Annotated in this window: 19 protein-coding genes; 11 read left to right on the top strand and 8 right to left on the bottom strand. The window is 44.0% G+C overall.

What is annotated here, in order from left to right:
• Positions 1-15 precede the first annotated feature (15 nt).
• The gene (locus EAE93_RS24620) at positions 16-255 is read right to left on the bottom strand and encodes an HTH-like domain-containing protein (protein WP_246550615.1); all 240 of its coding nucleotides are present in this window, start codon (positions 253-255) and stop codon (positions 16-18) included.
• Positions 256-719: 464 nt separating this feature from the next.
• Between EAE93_RS24620 and polA the strand changes: the two genes are divergently transcribed.
• Complete coding sequence (gene polA / locus EAE93_RS14480; RefSeq protein ID WP_214039955.1) at positions 720-3,509, top strand: DNA polymerase I; 2,790 nt, start codon at positions 720-722, stop codon at positions 3,507-3,509.
• 160 nt (positions 3,510-3,669) lie between these two features.
• Here the strand turns inward: polA and EAE93_RS14475 are convergent, their stop codons facing one another.
• Positions 3,670-4,992 (bottom strand): RCC1 domain-containing protein, encoded by a 1,323-nt coding sequence (locus EAE93_RS14475; protein WP_036813458.1) that lies wholly within the window; start codon positions 4,990-4,992, stop codon positions 3,670-3,672.
• A 612-nt stretch (positions 4,993-5,604) separates the two neighbouring features.
• Here EAE93_RS14475 and spfP point away from each other — a divergent pair.
• On the top strand, positions 5,605-5,652 hold the full coding sequence (gene spfP, locus EAE93_RS25740) for a small protein SpfP (RefSeq protein ID WP_438361642.1): 48 nt from the start codon (positions 5,605-5,607) through the stop codon (positions 5,650-5,652).
• Between the two features lie 81 nt (positions 5,653-5,733).
• Here the strand turns inward: spfP and yihA are convergent, their stop codons facing one another.
• A complete protein-coding gene (gene yihA, locus EAE93_RS14470) occupies positions 5,734-6,366 on the bottom strand; it encodes a ribosome biogenesis GTP-binding protein YihA/YsxC (protein WP_214039954.1) in 633 nt (210 codons plus the stop codon).
• A gap of 307 nt (positions 6,367-6,673) precedes the next feature.
• Here yihA and ppiA point away from each other — a divergent pair, with 307 nt between their 5' ends.
• A complete protein-coding gene (gene ppiA / locus EAE93_RS14465) occupies positions 6,674-7,243 on the top strand; it encodes a peptidylprolyl isomerase A (protein ID WP_036780232.1) in 570 nt (189 codons plus the stop codon).
• An 86-nt stretch (positions 7,244-7,329) separates the two neighbouring features.
• Here the strand turns inward: ppiA and EAE93_RS14460 are convergent, their stop codons facing one another.
• Complete coding sequence (locus EAE93_RS14460) at positions 7,330-7,680, bottom strand: YcgJ family protein (protein ID WP_214039953.1); 351 nt, start codon at positions 7,678-7,680, stop codon at positions 7,330-7,332.
• Between the two features lie 244 nt (positions 7,681-7,924).
• Between EAE93_RS14460 and EAE93_RS14455 the strand changes: the two genes are divergently transcribed.
• On the top strand, positions 7,925-8,500 hold the full coding sequence (locus EAE93_RS14455) for an aminodeoxychorismate synthase component II (RefSeq protein WP_040149023.1): 576 nt from the start codon (positions 7,925-7,927) through the stop codon (positions 8,498-8,500).
• A 123-nt stretch (positions 8,501-8,623) separates the two neighbouring features.
• Positions 8,624-9,835 (top strand): bifunctional acetylornithine/succinyldiaminopimelate transaminase, encoded by a 1,212-nt coding sequence (gene argD, locus EAE93_RS14450; RefSeq protein WP_214039952.1) that lies wholly within the window; start codon positions 8,624-8,626, stop codon positions 9,833-9,835.
• 49 nt (positions 9,836-9,884) lie between these two features.
• Here argD and crp read toward each other — a convergent pair whose 3' ends face one another.
• On the bottom strand, positions 9,885-10,517 hold the full coding sequence (crp, locus tag EAE93_RS14445) for a cAMP-activated global transcriptional regulator CRP (protein ID WP_010848517.1): 633 nt from the start codon (positions 10,515-10,517) through the stop codon (positions 9,885-9,887).
• 318 nt (positions 10,518-10,835) lie between these two features.
• Between crp and EAE93_RS14440 the strand changes: the two genes are divergently transcribed.
• Positions 10,836-11,243 carry an OsmC family protein gene (locus tag EAE93_RS14440; RefSeq protein WP_036813470.1) on the top strand — a complete coding sequence of 136 codons (408 nt, stop codon included), beginning with the start codon at positions 10,836-10,838 and terminating at the stop codon, positions 11,241-11,243.
• A gap of 125 nt (positions 11,244-11,368) precedes the next feature.
• On the opposite strand, the gene EAE93_RS14435 is transcribed toward EAE93_RS14440, so the two are convergent.
• From EAE93_RS14435 to EAE93_RS14425, 3 genes are read right to left on the bottom strand one after another with little or no spacing between them, the layout of a single operon-like run.
• On the bottom strand, positions 11,369-12,238 hold the full coding sequence (locus EAE93_RS14435; protein ID WP_036813473.1) for a phosphoribulokinase: 870 nt from the start codon (positions 12,236-12,238) through the stop codon (positions 11,369-11,371).
• Positions 12,239-12,256: 18 nt separating this feature from the next.
• A complete protein-coding gene (locus EAE93_RS14430; RefSeq protein WP_036813476.1) occupies positions 12,257-12,475 on the bottom strand; it encodes a YheU family protein in 219 nt (72 codons plus the stop codon).
• Positions 12,472-13,452: a hydrolase gene (locus EAE93_RS14425; protein ID WP_214039951.1), complete on the bottom strand. Its 981-nt coding sequence runs from the start codon at positions 13,450-13,452 to the stop codon at positions 12,472-12,474. The genes EAE93_RS14430 and EAE93_RS14425 overlap by 4 nt, the downstream gene beginning before the upstream one ends.
• Before the next feature lie 104 nt (positions 13,453-13,556).
• Here EAE93_RS14425 and EAE93_RS14420 point away from each other — a divergent pair, with 104 nt between their 5' ends.
• The 5 genes from EAE93_RS14420 to tauD all read left to right on the top strand — a co-directional run bounded on the left by EAE93_RS14420 (position 13,557) and on the right by tauD (position 17,768).
• Positions 13,557-14,165, top strand: a complete 609-nt coding sequence (locus EAE93_RS14420; protein ID WP_036780252.1) for a LysE family translocator — start codon at positions 13,557-13,559, stop codon at positions 14,163-14,165.
• A 122-nt stretch (positions 14,166-14,287) separates the two neighbouring features.
• Positions 14,288-15,307 carry a taurine ABC transporter substrate-binding protein gene (gene tauA / locus EAE93_RS14415; RefSeq protein WP_415186293.1) on the top strand — a complete coding sequence of 340 codons (1,020 nt, stop codon included), beginning with the start codon at positions 14,288-14,290 and terminating at the stop codon, positions 15,305-15,307.
• A complete protein-coding gene (gene tauB / locus EAE93_RS14410; protein WP_214039950.1) occupies positions 15,294-16,061 on the top strand; it encodes a taurine ABC transporter ATP-binding subunit in 768 nt (255 codons plus the stop codon). Before tauA ends, tauB begins: the two co-directional genes overlap by 14 nt.
• On the top strand, positions 16,058-16,906 hold the full coding sequence (gene tauC / locus EAE93_RS14405) for a taurine ABC transporter permease TauC (protein WP_214039949.1): 849 nt from the start codon (positions 16,058-16,060) through the stop codon (positions 16,904-16,906). The genes tauB and tauC overlap by 4 nt, the downstream gene beginning before the upstream one ends.
• Positions 16,899-17,768, top strand: coding sequence for a taurine dioxygenase (tauD, locus tag EAE93_RS14400; protein ID WP_040149015.1), 870 nt, complete (start codon positions 16,899-16,901; stop codon positions 17,766-17,768). Before tauC ends, tauD begins: the two co-directional genes overlap by 8 nt.
• Positions 17,769-17,776 lie beyond the last annotated feature (8 nt).

Raw genomic sequence — 17,776 nt, 5'->3', positions numbered from 1 at the left:
TCCAAAAATATTTTGTTAAAGAAGATTCGTGTCAAGACCAGCAGCTTTAAGATGAGGGGTCAAATTACGTATTTTACTAAACTCCGTGCCGAAGCTCGGGTGAAGACTTACACCTTCACAAAACTCCCTCGCTATAATGTGTTTTAATTCGTCGGCATGTTTGAGCATTTGCAAATGTAACTCAACCGTAAACTGGTTTCTTGGCGCTTTGTCAAAAGCAAGCTTTATGCGTCTGTAAATCTCGTTTTCACTCATATTTAACACTACTCACGTGCTTATATAAAGGATATAAAAAAGCAAGAATTGACATTGAAATCGAACAACTTCTGGTAAGGCAAAAGTAAGTTACATCACAAACGGCCTACCCACCAACTTGAGAATCTTTGGCACAATGCATGCTAAAAAGATTTTATGTAAAACAAACTCTGGTTATATCCACAACTCCGTGATCTATAAGGCAATATGACAGTTTGATGACTAAGATTATAAGTCATTGATTTTTTACCAGAGGTTGATAAGTTTTTTTTATCAACGATCACTACCTAAATAAAACTTGTAATATCTATACACAAAGTTATCCACAGAATTTATAGTAGAGTGTGAATATCTGAATCGGGTTTCAGCAAAGAAAATTCACATAAAATTCGTTTCCTACTTCTTGCTGTGGCATCCTAGTTCCTTATCACACCCGTAATAAATACAGATAATGAAGAAGATTTATGGCTCAGATAGCAGACAATCCCCTGATTTTGGTTGATGGCTCCTCATACCTTTATCGTGCTTATCATGCTTTCCCTCCGCTGACGAATAGCGCAGGGGAGCCGACCGGAGCCATGTATGGTGTATTGAATATGCTACGCAGCTTGATAATGCAGTATAAACCAAGCCATGTAGCGGTGGTATTTGATGCTAAAGGCAAAACTTTTCGTGATGAATTGTTCGCTGAGTATAAGTCTCATCGTCCTCCTATGCCGGATGATCTGCGTACTCAGATAGAACCGCTACATCAGATGGTCGAAGCTATGGGATTACCATTGCTGGTGGTGCCAGGAGTAGAAGCTGATGATGTTATCGGGACTTTGGCGTTACAGGCAGAAAAAGAGGGACGTGCGGTACTTATCAGCACTGGCGATAAAGATATGGCGCAACTGGTAACGCCAAATATCACGCTTATCAATACCATGAATAACACCATTTTGGGGCCGGAAGAAGTCGTTGAAAAGTATGGTGTGCCGCCAGATTTGATTATCGATTTTCTGGCATTAATGGGAGACTCTTCTGACAACATTCCTGGCGTACCTGGGGTGGGAGAAAAAACCGCACTGGGGTTACTGCAAGGGATTGGTGGCATGGATGATATCTTTGCCAATCTGGATAAAATTGCCGGGCTCAGTTTCCGTGGGGCGAAAACGCTGGCGGATAAGATGGAGCAGCATAAAGATGTCGCTTATCTCTCCTATAAATTGGCAACTATCAAAACCGATGTTGAGTTGGATAAAACCTGCGTTGCTTTGTCAGTTAAAGAGCCTGATACGGAGAAACTGCACCAGTTGTTTTCTCGTTATGAGTTCAAACGTTGGTTAAGTGATGTGGCAAACGGTGATTGGTTGGCAGAGAAAGGCAAAAAACCAGTATCCACTGGCAATGATGAATCATCTCCGACGGAGGATAAATCTGCGGCGGCCACACTCTCTTCTGATAATTATCAGACTATTCTTGATCAGCAAAGCTTTGATGAGTGGATTGAGAAACTGAAAAAAGCGTCTGTTTTTGCTTTTGATACTGAAACTGACAGCCTTGATACTTTGACTGCTAATCTGGTGGGGGTGTCATTCGCAATTTCTGCCGGCAATGCGGCTTATCTACCTCTAGGCCATGACTATCTGGGCGCGCCTGAACAACTTGACAGAGAAGTTGTGTTGGCTGCATTAAAACCGCTGCTTGAAGATAGTAACCTACTGAAAATTGGGCAGAATATTAAGTTTGATCGTGGTGTGTTGGCGCGTTACGGCATTGAACTGCAAGGCATTGCTTACGATACCATGCTGGAATCTTACGTACTGAATAGCGTTGCAGGCATGGGTCGGCATGATATGGATAGCTTGGCTGAACGTCATTTGAATCATAAGACCACGACTTTTGAAGAGATTGCCGGTAAAGGTAAAAATCAGCTTACTTTTAATCAGGTCCCGGTGGAACAGGCCGCAATGTACGCCGCAGAAGATGCAGATGTTACTTTATTGCTGCATCAGGCTATGTGGCCGCAATTGGAGAAAGCGCCGACGCTAGAAAAGGTATTTCTGAAAACAGAAATGCCACTGGTCATGGTGCTTTCCCGTATGGAACGTACAGGTGTGCTAATTGATGCGAATATTTTGGCTGAACATTCAAAAGAGATCACAGCCCGTTTGGATGAGTTGGAAAAAGAAGCACATGAATTGGCAGGTGAGGTTTTCAATCTGGCTTCGCCAAAACAATTACAGACGATATTGTTTGAAAAACTGCAATTACCGGTGGTAAAGAAAACGCCGGGCGGTGCTCCATCTACGAATGAAGAAGTGCTGGAAGAGTTAGTGGATAATCATGTGTTGCCGAAAGTGATTTTGGAGCATCGTGGGTTGGCAAAATTGAAATCCACTTACACCGATAAATTACCACAGATGGTCCATCCGCTGACCAAACGGGTGCATACTTCCTATCACCAAGCGGTAACGGCAACCGGGCGTCTCTCTTCACGTGATCCTAATTTGCAAAATATTCCTGTCCGTAATGAAGAGGGCCGCCGCATTCGTCAGGCATTTGTGGCACCTGAAAGTTACCGGATTATGGCCGCTGACTATTCTCAGATTGAGTTGCGGATAATGGCCCATTTATCTCAGGATCAAGGGTTGTTGAAGGCTTTTGCTGAGGGGCAAGATATTCACCGGGCAACGGCGGCGGAAGTCTTTGGTTTGCCACTGGAACAAGTAACCAGTGAGCAGCGCCGTAGTGCCAAAGCGATTAACTTTGGTTTGATCTATGGAATGAGTGCATTTGGCCTTTCCCGTCAGTTGGGTATTCCTCGCGGCGAAGCTCAACGCTATATGGATCTCTATTTTGAGCGCTATCCGGGGGTATTGGCGTATATGGAGCGTACTCGTAAACAAGCGGAAGAGCAGGGTTACGTTGAAACGCTGGATGGCCGTCGTCTTTATCTGCCAGATATCAAATCTCGCAATGCCATGCGTCGTAAGGCAGCAGAACGTGAAGCTATTAACGCGCCGATGCAGGGAACTGCGGCGGATATCATCAAAAAAGCGATGATTGCGGTGGATGACTGGATTGTCAGTGAAGCGCCGAAAGTTCGTATGATTATGCAGGTTCACGATGAGCTGGTATTTGAGGTTCATGAATCAGAACTTGAAAATGCAGAACAGAAAATTCGTGAATTGATGGAGAAGAGTATGGTGCTTGATGTTCCGTTGAAAGTAGATGTAGGTATCGGTGACAATTGGGATCAAGCGCATTGATATGCCAGTTTGATAAGTGATAGGTTAAGCTAATACGTTAAAAACATCAGCAACTGCGTTGGGACATTGGTTCTTCCTGATGCCAACGCAGTATGTTAAGCCTTTCCTCTCTTTGACGACCTAACATGCTAAGTGGTTATGAGTCATGTTCATGGTTAAGCTAATTGTATTCACCTCGTGGTTTATTCTCCCAGCCTCCCCAAGCTACTCTTCGGCCATCTGCCCGCCAGGCGGCGAATGTATTTCCGGTCCCTGTCACGCTGACAATATCCCGTAATTGGGCAATTTCGGGTGGGACTGGGCTGCCTGTATAACCTTCCTTCCAACCCCAGGCAACGACACTGTGATTAGTACGCAGGGCTGCATATGAACCGCTTGTTGCACTTATGCTAACAATATCCTGTAATTGGGCAATTTCGGGAGGAACTTGGCCAGCGCTATATGCATTGCCCCAAGCGACGACGCTGCGGTTTGTTCTTAAAGCTGCGAACGCGCTTGCCGTTGGATATAGGCTGACGATATCTTTTAATTTGGCAATTTCTGACGGAACTTGGCCGCCGCTATTAAGGGAACCCCAGGCGACGACGCTGCGATCTGATCTCAAGGCTGCATAAGTATCTCCTGTTGCACTTATGCTAACAATATCCTGTAGTTTGGCGATTTCTGGCGGAACTGTACCGCTAACGGCTCCACTCCCCCAAGCAACTACACTGCGGTTAGCACGTAGGGCTGCAAATGAAAACCCTGTTGAGTTCAAGCTAACGATGTCTTGTAATTGAGCAATTTCAGGAGGAAGTTGACCACCACTAAGATTGTACCCACAGGCGAGCACGCTGCGATTTGCTCGCAAGACAGCTAAGGATGAGAATGGCCCGTCTGTAACAGCCAGGTCGACGATATCCTGTAGTTGTGCAATTCGGGGAGGAAGTGGTGTTTCCCAAAATTTTCCCCAAGTGACGACGCTGCGATCTGCACGTAGGGCCATAAAAGCATTAGATATTGGCGTTAGACTAACGATATCCTGCGCTCCAACAATTTCTGGCGGGAGTTGCCCTCCGTAACGTAGATCTCCCCAGACGACTACACTGCGGTCTGCCCGTAGGGCAGCGAATGCGTAAGCTGTTGAACTTAGGCTGACGATATCCCGTAATTCGGCAATATTGGGTGGAACGTAGCCACCAACGCTTTGATTCCCCCAAGCGACCACACTGCCATCCAGACGTAAGGCGGCGAATGCGCTTCCCGTTGTACGCAGGCTGACGATATCCTGTAGCTGGGAAATTGCAGGAGGAACCTGACCGCCAAAGTTTGGCAACCCCCAGGCAATTACATTGCGATTTTGCAGCAACATGGCGGCGGCAGCTTCATTAGCGACGACGGTGTTATCTTGATTATTATTGCCATAGACGTTGTATTTATCATCCCTTTCTTTGAGGTGGTTCCCGACATCCGTGTCCATTGAGGAATCGTTATGTTGATTCATATTATTCTCCTGGTTAAGGTTGTATCGGATTTATTTTTCCCACAGGGGTTTACGCTTTTTCATGGGAATTATTCACCAAAAATAACTGCTTTATGGTATTTATATAGATTCTATATTTTTCCTAATTAATATTAGTAGATAGATTTAAAAAGTGAAGAAATTGGAAGGTTGTTTAAAGATGTGTTCTTGTAACCTTAATATTACATTTTTGTAATGTTTTTTACATTTTCATTGTTTCATTAGCGGAGTTAAAACATGGCTTCAGTTGTGAGTAAAACAGAGCAATTTTTGTTTTTCCATTTAGCAATATTACTGACCTAGAGGTAGATAAGTGTAATGTGAAAAGGTTACTTGGCGGTTTTAAGTTCATGTATTGCTGTAAAGTCAACATAACTAATGTAATATTTTTTGTACTCATTAGTACTGATTTGTTGTCCATGTAATGCATATTAGATCCAGATCGCATAAATATGTAATTAAACTACATTTAATGGCGTCAAAATGAACAAAATTACCGGCTGAATCGAGGTAATTTCTGAAAATAAATTACAAAAAGGCTTTTTCTAAGAAATAAAATAGGGTAGAGTTATTGGCGTAGGGTACAGAGGTAAGATGTTCTATCTTTCAGACCTTTTACTTCACGTAATCGGATTTAGCTGAATATTAGCTGCCCCAGTCAATTTTGACTGGGGCATTTTTTTCAACTGAATTTAACACGTAAGTGTATAAAGAAAGGATGGATTAACTATGGTTTTCAACTTGAGCGGCTTTCTGGCTGAACCATATATCCAGTTTTTGTTGTAGTTTATCGATACCGATTTTTTTCGGGGTCGAGAAATATTCCACTTGAATATCCCCATTAAGCGCCAGTAGGGCGTCACGAACTTTATTTAGTTGACTTTTGCGGGCGCCAGACGCCAATTTGTCGGCTTTAGTCAACAACACCATAACCGGTACCTGCATTGCAACTGCCCATTGGATCATCTGCTGATCAAGATCTTTCAATGGGTGACGGATATCCATTAGTACGACCAGTCCGATCAGGCATTCGCGTTTTTGCAGATATTCACCCAATGCTTTTTGCCATTTGCGTTTCATCTCTTCCGGCACTTCGGCATAGCCATAACCCGGTAAGTCAACCAAGCGAATACCTTCTTCTACTTCGAATAGATTGATGAGTTGAGTTCGGCCAGGGGTTTTACTGGTACGGGCGAGGCTTTTCTGTTTTGTCAGAGCATTCAGAGCGCTAGATTTACCTGCATTTGAGCGACCGGCAAACGCGACTTCAATGCCCATATCTTGAGGCAGATGGCGAATATCAGGTGCACTCGTGATGAAACGGGTCATATGATAGTTGTGGTTTTTGATGGTCAAAATGATTATCTCCCTGAGAAATGCACTGAATATATGGCAAAGGAGATTATACCGATAGCCACTGTTGGTTGACAGGATTAAAAATAATGACATATTTCTGATGGGTTGAACCAAGCTTGCTATTTTGTTACCGATGGTGATCCGGTTTGTGAAATAAAATCTAACCTATTATTGAAAGGATAAATTTTTCTTTAAAGCCCCCGTCGATTGATAGCGTAAATGTAGGTAAATATTGAGCACGATGTTGAAGAGATTATTAGAATTGATTTAATTTGTGTTGTTGACCTTAATAATATAGGAACCCAGAATGTTTAAACGTATTTTAGTAGCACTTGTAACTGCATGTTCTCTGAGCGCAATGGCGCCTCTGGCTTTGGCTGTGGGAGAAACCCATGTGAAGCTGACCACAACGGAGGGTAATATTGAACTGGAATTAAATGACCAGAAAGCACCAATTACAACGAAAAACTTTATTGAATACGTCAATGAGGGTTATTACAACAATACAATCTTCCATCGGGTAATCCCTGGATTTATGGTGCAGGGTGGCGGTTTTACCAAAGATTTACAGCAAAAAGCGACTAAAGCCGCTATTAAAAATGAGGCAGATAATGGACTGCGTAATTTACGCGGAACTATCTCTATGGCACGTACCGCCGATAAAGATAGTGCTACCAGCCAATTCTTTATTAATGTAGCGGATAATGCTTTCCTTGATCACGGTCAGCGTGACTTTGGTTATGCAGTATTTGGTAAGGTCGTAAAAGGCATGGATGTTGTGGATAAAATCTCTCAAGTCAAAACGGGAAACGTTGGTCCATATCAGAATGTGCCGGTTAAGCCTGTCGTTATTCTATCTGCGGAGATTATTCCTTAATTTTATTATCTTGATTGTGGTAGTTTCTAGTTAACTCTCATCAGATTGAAAAACTGGCCTGCATTAAATGAAGGCCAGTTTCGCCGTTATTCATACATCTTTTGGGTAAATTCTTTATTTACTTCGGTTTGTGGATAATATCTGTCTTTGTAACATTTTTTCTCTTTACTCTCACAATGTACCCCATTACTTAAAGTGTAAGATGAAAAGTCAATATATTGCCCATCACCAAACTCTTTTTTCAGGCGTCCTGCGGCTTTTTTCCCTAAATACCTTTCGGTTAATTTTATCGATATCCCTTGTTGATCAGAGCAATATTTTCCTTTTTTATCACAAACCACCCCTTTTTCCGGGAAGAAAATGTTAGCAGTTTTGGTAACAGCTAGCGTGGAGAAGGACAGCAAAAAAAGAGATGCTATAATCAGTTTTGTCTTCATAACAATTACCTTTACTTATTGAATATCAAAATAGAGCCTATGTTTTGTAGGGTATGAGAGTAAGTTGGTTGAGGAAAAAATAGCCATCGATTTTGTTATACTATGCTACAAATATTGATGTGCTATGATAGCCGCCCCGTTGTCGCGAGGCCGTTTTACCTGGAGCCATGTTGTGCAGGATAAACAAATTGCAGGAGTGGCAGGGCAACAAATACAGCGATAAAAATGAGTAGGATAGACTCCTATGTTACTAATAATAGATAACTATGATTCTTTTACGTATAACTTATATCAATATTTTTGTGAATTGGGTACAGATGTTTTAGTTAAGCGCAATGATGAATTGCAACTTGAAGATATTGAGAGATTGATGCCTACTCATTTGGTGATTTCCCCAGGTCCTTGTACTCCAAATGAAGCCGGAATTTCTCTGGCGGCGATTTCTCATTTTTCGGATAAATTGCCGATTCTTGGTGTTTGCCTTGGGCATCAGGCAATTGGGCAGGCGTTTGGCGCCAGCGTGGTAAAAGCCAGGGAAGTGATGCATGGAAAAACTTCTGCTATTCACCATAATCAGCAAGGTGTGTTCAAAGGTCTTAACCGGCCATTAACCGCGACGCGTTACCATTCATTGGTGATTGCCGCAGAGACATTACCGGCCTCATTTGAAGTCACCGCATGGAGCCAGCATAATGGCAATGTCGATGAAATTATGGGCATTCGTCATCGCACTCTACCGTTGGAAGGGGTACAGTTCCATCCTGAAAGTATTCTCAGTGAACAAGGTCACCAGTTACTGAGCAACTTTCTGAGATATTAACCAGATATCGATAATTTCTTCATTTATCCACCTTTTTCATTTGCCCATCTTTGATTTTTTATGCATATTCAGTGATTATAATTTCACTTCTGAATGGTGTATATATAAAAAACGGGTGGGAAAATGAAGGGGCATGCCGCAGTAAATAGAAACACATACGATCAAGTTATGTTGCCAATTTATTCACCGGCGCAGTTTATTCCGGTGAGAGGGCAAGGTAGTCGTGTATGGGATCAACAAGGGAAAGAGTATATTGATTTTGCGGGGGGGATTGCTGTTGTGGCTTTGGGCCATTGTCATCCTGCGTTAGTGGATGTTTTGAAGCAGCAAGGGGAGAAACTTTGGCATATCAGTAATATTTTCACCAATGAACCGGCTTTGATTCTGGCGCGGAAACTGATTGATGCGACTTTTGCTGAGCGGGTATTTTTTGCCAATTCAGGAGCGGAAGCGAATGAAGCGGCATTTAAACTGGCTCGCCACTATGCAATTACTCGTCACAGCCCCTATAAAACCAAAATTATCGCATTTCATCAGGGTTTTCATGGTCGCACCTTATTTACCGTCTCTGTGGGTGGTCAGCCAAAATATGCTGATGGTTTTGGGCCAAAACCCGCGGATATTATTCATGTGCCTTTTAATGATTTAGACGCAGTGAAGGCCGTCATAGATGACCATACTTGTGCTGTTGTATTGGAGCCTGTTCAGGGAGAAGGGGGAGTTACGTCGGCAGCACCGGCATTTATTCGTGGGTTGCGTGAGCTTTGCGATAAGCATCAGGTATTGTTGGTGTTTGATGAAGTACAAAGTGGGATGGGGCGTACCGGTAAACTATTTTCTTATATGCATTATGATGTTGCGCCGGACATCATTACCACAGCAAAAGCATTGGGAAATGGCTTTCCTATCAGCGCTATGCTGACGACAGAGAATATTGCTTCGGCGATGACGCCGGGAACTCACGGTACAACTTATGGCGGTAATCCGTTGGCTTGTGCAGTTGCAAATGTTGCTTTTGATATTATCAATACACCAGCGGTTCTGGAGGGAGTTGAAAAACGCCATAATTTGATAGTGAATTTTCTGAATGATATTAATCAGAAATATTCGATATTTGGTGAAATCCGAGGAAAGGGCCTGCTGATTGGTGCGGAACTCAAAGCGCCGTATCAGGGAAAAGCAAAAGATATTCTGCAACTGGCGGCTGAAAATGGCTTGATGTTGTTGAGTGCGGGTGGTGATGTATTACGTTTCACGCCTTCGTTGATTATCAGTGAAGAAGAGATTGCTCAGGGCATGGAACGGCTGGAACAGGCAATTAATCAGTTGGTGTAATTAAGTACAAGAAAAATCAGCGCAGGATTATGCGCTGATTAATCAAGTGTTAACGTGTACCGTAGACGACAATAGTTTTACCGTGTGCGGAGATCAAGTTTTGATCTTCTAGCATTTTCAGAATACGACCAACCGTTTCACGGGAACAGCCAACAATCTGACCAATTTCCTGACGCGTGATTTTGATTTGCATTCCGTCCGGGTGGGTCATTGCATCTGGTTGTTTCGCCAGATTCAATAAAGTTTGGGCAATCCGGCCGGTAACATCCAGGAAAGCCAAATTACCGACTTTCTCAGAAGTTGTTTGCAAACGGTTTGCCATTTGGGCAGATAAACGCATCAAAATATCCGGGTTTACCTGAATCAGTTGACGGAATTTTTTGTAGGAGATTTCAGCCACTTCACAGGCGCTTTTGGCCCGTACCCAGGCTGTACGCTCTTGCCCCTCTTCAAATAATCCAAGTTCACCAATGAAATCTCCCTGATTTAAATAGGAGAGGATCATCTCTTTGCCTTCTTCATCTTTAATCAAAACCGCAACAGAGCCTTTTACGATGTAGTAAAGCGTCTCTGCTTTTTCGCCTTGATGAATAAGCGTACTTTTAGATGGATATTTATGAATATGGCAGTGTGACAAAAACCATTCAAGAGTCGGGTCTGTTTGTGGCTTGCCGAGAACCATTCGTTTCATCCTCTGTTGTTATCGCTGCCTAAATAACACGAGAATCTAAAAGTTTCTCGTCAGGCTGGCTTATAAAGACACTAGCTTAACATATTAGTTTGTTGAAAAACCGACAGATAAGGGTTTTATATAGGTTATCTGAAATTTGAGCCTTACGTATTGATCTTAACCTATATACTTGGCCCGCTTCTGTTTTTAACACAGGAAAAGGCTTCTGTCTCGTCTTGTATTGTTTCAGCATAATAAACCGCTCATTAGATTGCCAGTTTAATACTGAAAGAGTAGGCTTGGATGCAAAGAACGACTTAAGAGGTATTTATGCAAGCGCGGGTAAAATGGGTTGAAGGATTGTCTCTTTTGGGGGAGTCATCTTCCGGTCATCAGGTCATGATGGATGGTAATGCCGGCGATAAGGCGCCAAGCCCAATGGAAATGGTATTAATGGCAGCCGGTGGTTGCAGTACGATTGATGTAGTTTCTATTTTGCAGAAAGGCAGGTACGACATAAGAGATTGTGAAGTAAAATTAACTTCCCGCCGTCGTGAAGAGGCGCCACGCTTGTTTACTCATATTAATCTGCATTTTATTGTTACGGGTAAGGATTTAGCAGATAAAGCGGTGGAACGCGCCGTCATGTTGTCCGCGGAAAAATATTGCTCTGTTTCATTGATGTTGGGGAAATCAGTTGAAATTACTCACAGTTTTGAAATTAAAGATATAGATTGAAAAATTATTTCTTGGTTGGAAAATAACAACAGGTAACTAATATCTCAGTTACCTGTTTTTTTAACTGAATAATATAAGACGTAAATTTTAACTGCCGGATTTTCTCGATTTATCTCAGGTGCTGATTAACTAATTTTTCCCCCTTCCAGCAGTCGCTGTACCAATGGCGTCATAATTAGCTCCATTGCTAATCCCATTTTTCCGCCGGGAACCACGATGGTATTAATGCTTGAAACGAATGAGCCTTGTAACATGGCTAACAAGTATGGGAAATCAATTTGAGTCAGATCACGGAAGCGGATGACGATAAAACTTTCATCCAATGATGGAATGGCTTTAGCTGAAAATGGATTGGATGTATCAACGGTGGGGACACGTTGAAAGTTGATATGTGTTCGCGAGAATTGTGGCGTAATGTAGTTGATATAATCATCCATAGAACGCACGACGGAATCCATCACAGCTTCCTGCGAGTGCCCTCGTTCTCCGGTATCGCGGATCAGTTTCTGTATCCATTCAAGGTTGACAATCGGCACGACTCCCACTAGCAGATCAACATGACTGGCAACGTTATGTTGCGGTGTGACAACGCCACCGTGCAAGCCTTCATAAAACAGCACATCGGTCTGCTTGGGTAAAGATTCCCACGGCGTAAATGTACCGGGGAGCTGGTTGTAAGGGACGGCATCGTCATAGGTATGAAGGTACTTCCGACGGCGGCCTTCACCGGTTTCACCGTAGTCAATCATGGTTTTTTCCAGCATGCCAAAATCATTGGCTTCCGGCCCAAAATAACTGATATGCCTGCCTTGCTCTTTGGCTTTACGGATTGCGGCATCCATTTCAGGGCGGGTGTAGCGGTGGAAACTATCTCCCTCTATCTGTGCCGCACTGATGTTAAGTTGCTGGAAAATCTTACGGAACGCTAAACTGGTGGTGGTGGTTCCGGCACCACTGGAGCCGGTAATTGCAATAATCGGATGTTTGGCAGACATACAGTAAACTCCATAATGTTAAGAATGGAACATTTCTTTTGGCACAATATTGATGCTCTCATGCAGTTCAGACCACACCAGCATAACATCTCCCTGTTCCAACTGACGGCGTATGTCAGTGACTTTCTGTTCCAGCGATTTTTCATCTTCGCCATAGTCAGTGCCTTCCCGCAGGATAAAACTCTCTATCAAATTTAACAGAGTTTCTGGCTCCAGTTGTTGCCACGGAATAATCATTGTGGTTGCTCCAGATAAGATGACAGCCAATTTGGAATGCGTTGTTCCAGCCACATTTGTGGTTTCTTCAACGAACCACTGACAAAGCCCACATGTCCACCATATTCTGTCATTTGGTATTCAATATTCTTGGGTAACATTTTGAGATCAGGAACAACTTCCGGTGTCATAAAGGGATCGTCTTTAGCATGAATAATCAGCAGTGGCACAGTAATATCAGGCAGACGCGGCAGAGCGCTACACTGGCGGTAGTAGTCCGCTGCATTTTTAAAGCCGTGGATTCTTGCGGTTACAATTTCATCAAATTCTCGAATATGTTTCAATCTTTTTACCTGAGACAGATTGATGGGGAGGGAACCGGGGTAGCGTAATAATTTACGGGTGGCATTACGTTTCAGACTATTAAGTAAATAGCGTTCATAAACCTGAGAAAATCCTTTTTCTATCCGAAGGGAACAGGCTGCCAGCATTAAAGGGGCGGAAACAATGACGGCAGCACTGATCTGGGCGTTTGTTTTTTCTTCTGCCAGATAGCAAGCCAACATATTACCGCCGACTGAATAACCTACGGCTGAGGTGGGTGCATCACCGTAAGTCTGTTTTAACCAGTTCAGAAAATAACGGGCATCGCTTGTTTCGCCGGAATGATAGAGACGCTTTTGGCGGTTCGGTTCACCACTGCATCCGCGGAAATGCATGACAACGCCAAGCCAGCCTTTTTCTTGGCAGATATGAAGCAAACCGTGGGCATAGGGGCTGTGGAAACTGCCTTCCAGACCATGAAACAGGATCAGTCGCGGCTTATGTGCTGCGGTGGAGGGATCTTCACTCCACGCCAGATCAACAAAATCGTTATCCGGTAAATTAAGTCGTTGCCAATATGGTTGCAGTTCAGGATACCGCCGCACCAGACGCGGGAGTAGTGTCTGCACATGCGGATTACTGGCTCCGGTTAAAGGACGAAAGATATCAGTCATAATGGTTTCGAGTTAAATTGATTAGTTATCTTGTATGGTGAATAACATACTGATATTTTCTATGAAAGGGAAACGCCAATATTCAGGATGAAAGGTAACTCTTCATGACAGCAAGCCTGATTTTTTCATTAACGACTTTCTTGTTCATTTCTGCCATTACCCCGGGTCCAAACAACATGTTGCTGACTTCATCAGGCGCTAACTTCGGTTTTACCCGCTCTTTGGGGTTGCTCTTTGGCGTTGTTCTGGGCATGCAGACGATTTTATATCTGGCTGCTTTCGGAATAGCGGCATTGTTGTTGGTCTATCCTGCTATTCACACGGTGATGAAAATAGCAGGTAGCCTCTATTTGCTATGGTTAGCATGGAAAACAGCAACGGCCAGTTACCGGCGTCTGGATACCAAAGACAGCGCTGTTATCAAGCCGGTTAGGTGGTATCAAGGTTGGTTGTTGCAGTTTTTAAATCCGAAAGCCTGGCTGATGGGGTTGGGAGCTGTTGGCAGCTACAGTATTGCCGGTGATCACTACCTCTATTCCATCATCGTGATCAGTATCGCGGTGATGTTTATTAATTTCTTGTGCGGCATGGTGTGGGCGGGTTTTGGCTCGTTGATAGGGACGTTACTCCGTAGTCGCAATGCCTGGTTTATTTTCAATATCATGATGGGCGTATTAACGGCAACTTGTGTGCCATTAATCTGGATTGGGTAATTCAGGCAGTTAATTGCATTTTTAGTTATAGAAAATATTATTTTATTCTTTTTTACTTTGGCAAATATCTACAACACTTATTCTGATGTACCTCGTCTTTTTATGACATTGGAGGTGTTTAAGTGGGTAGATCCGCTCTTGTGGTTTATCTTTTTTTTCTGGCGCTCTTACTATTGGCTCCCGCTGTTCAGGCGAACAGTCAGCAAGTCACGATTGCTTATCAAACTTCACCAGAGCCGGCAAAAGTTGCTCAGTATAACGGCGATTTTGCCCGGCAATCGGGTGCTGATGTTCAATGGCGAAAATTTGACAGTGGTTCCGCGGTGTTGCGAGCGTTAGCTTCTGGTGATGTGCAGATAGGCAATATGGGTTCCAGCCCGTTAGCGGTTGCTGCCAGCCAAAAACTGCCGGTGAAGATTTTTCTCATTGCTTCCCAGTTGGGGCAATCGGAAGCACTGATTGTTAATCAAAAAATCACCGAACCTTCTCAGCTTATCGGCAAGCGAATTGCTGTTCCTTTCATTTCCACCGCCCACTACAGCCTGTTGGCTGCATTGCATCACTGGCAGATAGATCCAAAGCTGATCCAGATTATTAACCTACAACCACCGGCGATTGTTGCTGCATGGAAGCGCGGTGATATTGATGGCGCTTTTGTCTGGTTACCGGCCGTGAATGAATTAGCTGCAACAGGCCGCGTGCTGACCGATGCAGCGCAAATTGCCCAATGGGGAGCGCCAACGCTGGACGTATGGGTTGTCCGTAATGATTTCGCGGAACAACATCCTGAATTGGTCACCATATTCGTGAAAAGTGTACTGGATGAAAATCAGCGCTATCTGACTTCTCCTGAAACATGGCTGGCAAATAACAAGAATATTGTTGCGGTATCGAGATTGAGTGGCTTGTCGGAAGACAAAATCAGTCAATGGATACTCACCAATCGTTATCTGAATGCTGATCAGCAGTTGAGTTTATTAAAGTCAGAAATGGCGAAAGTGATTCGTGATACGGCTAGATTTCTACAACAACAGGGTAAAGTTTCACAGGTTGCTGATAATTATCAGGATTATGTGACGGATAAATTTATCAAGGCGATCATTCCATCGAAAATGGCTGGAGGGAACGATGCTACAAATTAGTGGTTTAACCGCCAGATATCAGGACCAAGAAGTTCTTCGTGATATCAGTTTTGATATGACCGCCGGGCAATTTGTGGTGATCCTAGGGCCATCCGGTTGCGGCAAAACAACCTTGTTGAATCTGATCGCGGGCTTTCTCACCCCTTTCTCCGGTGATATTTGGCTGAATGGTAAACCGGTAACTGGCCCCGGTGTAGAGCGTGGTGTGGTGTTTCAACATGAAGGATTGATGCCGTGGCTGAAGGTACTGGATAACGTGGCTTTGGGGCTGAAATTTGCCGGTGTGCCTAAAAAACAGAGATTGGAGACCGCTCGGCAGATCATTCATCAAGTTGGTTTGAGTGATTACGAAGATAAATATATTTGGCAACTGTCTGGCGGCCAGCGACAGCGGGTGGGTATTGCGCGTGCATTGGCGGTGGAACCTCAACTATTACTGTTAGATGAACCGTTTGCAGCGCTTGATGCTTATACCAGAGAACAGATGCAGGAACTGTTGCTGACTATCTGGCGTGACAGTAAAAAACAGTGCCTGTTGATTACTCACGATATTGAAGAAGCCATATTTATGGCAAATGAGCTGTATTTAATGGAATCTTCGCCGGGAAGAATTGTTGAACGGATTACCCTCGACTTTGGCCAACGATTTGCAGATGGAGAATGTAGCCGCAGCATTAAATCTGATCCCGATTTTATTATCTGCCGTGAATACGTGTTGGAACGTGTGTTCAGATACCGGAGGGCTTTGGTATGACTCTTTATCAGGAACAGGAAGCCGGTGTGGTGGCATTGCTGAAAAATAGTAAAAGACGTTTTAAACCGATTCCTGTCGGGGTGTTATGGCGATTAATTACCGTGGTTACTTTATTATTTATCTGGTGGTTGGTGACAACATTCGGCTTGATTGAATCCGTATTATTACCGGCGCCGGGTCAGGTGGTACATCAACTCATAACCGCAGCGAGTGAACAAGGGTTTATGGGAGCGACGTTGTGGCAACATTTAGCCGCCAGTTTGAGCCGAATGTTATTGGCTTTATTAGCCGCGGTAGCTATTGCTATTCCGGTAGGAATAGCAATGGGGCTGAATGAAAAAATCCGGGCAGTGATAGATCCTTTGATTGAGCTGTACCGACCTGTCCCGCCGTTAGCTTATTTACCTTTGATTGTCATCTGGTTTGGGATCGGAGAAACCTCAAAGGTTTTACTGATCTGGCTGGCGATTTTTGCGCCGGTGACGTTATCTACCGTGATGGGGGTACAAAATGTTGAGCAAGTGCGAATAAGGGCAGCACAGGCGTTGGGCGCCAGTCGCTGGCAATTGCTGAAACACGTTATTCTTCCTAATGCTTTGCCGGAGCTATTGACAGGTCTGCGTATCGGGCTTGGTGTTGGCTGGTCGACTTTAGTGGCCGCGGAACTGATTGCCGCCACACAAGGGTTAGGCTTTATGGTGCAATCGGCGGGTGAGTTTTTGGCAACTGACATGGTGGTGGCGGGAATCATTGTCATTGCGTTAATTGCATGTGGCTTGGAGCTGGGATTGCGGGCTATTCAACGTCACTTAATGCCGTGGCATGGGGTAAACAGTCATGAATGAACGTCTGAAAATCGTCCCGTTAGGACCTTATATTGGCGCACTGGTGGAACAGACGAATCTCACTAAGCCGATGACGGATATTCAGTTTGAACAACTGTATCACGCGCTGTTAAAGCATCAGGTATTATTCTTTCGTAATCAACCTATTACGCCAATACAGCAACGTGATTTAGCAGGCCAATTTGGTGATTTACATATTCACCCGGTCTATCCTCATACGCCAGAAAGTGAAGAGATTATTGTTTTGGATACTCATGACAACAATCCGCCGGATAATGATAACTGGCATACGGATGTGACTTTCATTGAAACACCGCCGATGGGGGCCATTCTGGCGGCTAAAAAAGTTCCGCCGTTTGGTGGAGATACCCTGTGGTGCAGCGGCATCGCGGCGTTCGAAGCATTGTCAGAGCCTTTCAAAACATTGCTGATAGGGCTTGAGGCGGAACATGATTTCACTAAGTCTTTTCCTGAACATCGGCATCGTGGTTCTAAAGAGCAACATCAGCGCTGGCTAACGGGTAAAGAGAAAAACCCGCCTTTGCTACATCCGGTTGTCAGAACACATCCCGTTTCTGGTCGTTCAGCGCTGTTTGTTAATGAAGGTTTCACTACCCGGATTGTTGGTCTCAGTGATAAGGAGAGTGAAGCGATTTTGAACTTTCTATTTGTCCATGTCACAAAACCTGAATTTCAGGTGCGTTGGCGCTGGCAGGAGAATGACATTGCTATCTGGGATAACCGGGTGACTCAACATTACGCCAACGCGGATTATCTGCCTCAGCGCAGGATTATGCACCGAGCAACGATTCTGGGTGACAAACCGCGTTATTATTATAGAACCAATGAAAAAGTGAGTTGATAGCGAAT

It is taken from the genome of Photorhabdus akhurstii, assembly GCF_018448925.1.
GTDB classification, from domain to species: Bacteria; Pseudomonadota; Gammaproteobacteria; order Enterobacterales; family Enterobacteriaceae; genus Photorhabdus; species Photorhabdus akhurstii.
The sequence above is the reverse complement of the archived record's forward strand: the minus strand, read 5'-3'. Positions and strand labels throughout refer to the sequence as shown.

Bases quoted from the DNA above. Each gene is read 5' to 3' on its own strand.
- EAE93_RS14440 (WP_036813470.1), top strand. From the start codon at position 10,836: ATGCAAGCGCGGGTAAAATGGGTTGAAGGATTGTCTCTTTTGGGGGAG.
- tauB (WP_214039950.1), top strand. From the start codon at position 15,294: ATGCTACAAATTAGTGGTTTAACCGCCAGATATCAGGACCAAGAAGTT.
- EAE93_RS14460 (WP_214039953.1), bottom strand. From the start codon at position 7,680: ATGAAGACAAAACTGATTATAGCATCTCTTTTTTTGCTGTCCTTCTCC.
- EAE93_RS14430 (WP_036813476.1), bottom strand. From the start codon at position 12,475: ATGATTATTCCGTGGCAACAACTGGAGCCAGAAACTCTGTTAAATTTG.
- tauD (WP_040149015.1), top strand. From the start codon at position 16,899: ATGAATGAACGTCTGAAAATCGTCCCGTTAGGACCTTATATTGGCGCA.
- ppiA (WP_036780232.1), top strand. From the start codon at position 6,674: ATGTTTAAACGTATTTTAGTAGCACTTGTAACTGCATGTTCTCTGAGC.
- EAE93_RS14420 (WP_036780252.1), top strand. From the start codon at position 13,557: ATGACAGCAAGCCTGATTTTTTCATTAACGACTTTCTTGTTCATTTCT.
- EAE93_RS14435 (WP_036813473.1), bottom strand. From the start codon at position 12,238: ATGTCTGCCAAACATCCGATTATTGCAATTACCGGCTCCAGTGGTGCC.
- argD (WP_214039952.1), top strand. From the start codon at position 8,624: ATGAAGGGGCATGCCGCAGTAAATAGAAACACATACGATCAAGTTATG.
- EAE93_RS24620 (WP_246550615.1), bottom strand. From the start codon at position 255: ATGAGTGAAAACGAGATTTACAGACGCATAAAGCTTGCTTTTGACAAA.
- crp (WP_010848517.1), bottom strand. From the start codon at position 10,517: ATGGTTCTCGGCAAGCCACAAACAGACCCGACTCTTGAATGGTTTTTG.
- polA (WP_214039955.1), top strand. From the start codon at position 720: ATGGCTCAGATAGCAGACAATCCCCTGATTTTGGTTGATGGCTCCTCA.
- EAE93_RS14475 (WP_036813458.1), bottom strand. From the start codon at position 4,992: ATGAATCAACATAACGATTCCTCAATGGACACGGATGTCGGGAACCAC.
- tauC (WP_214039949.1), top strand. From the start codon at position 16,058: ATGACTCTTTATCAGGAACAGGAAGCCGGTGTGGTGGCATTGCTGAAA.
- EAE93_RS14455 (WP_040149023.1), top strand. From the start codon at position 7,925: ATGTTACTAATAATAGATAACTATGATTCTTTTACGTATAACTTATAT.
- EAE93_RS14425 (WP_214039951.1), bottom strand. From the start codon at position 13,452: ATGACTGATATCTTTCGTCCTTTAACCGGAGCCAGTAATCCGCATGTG.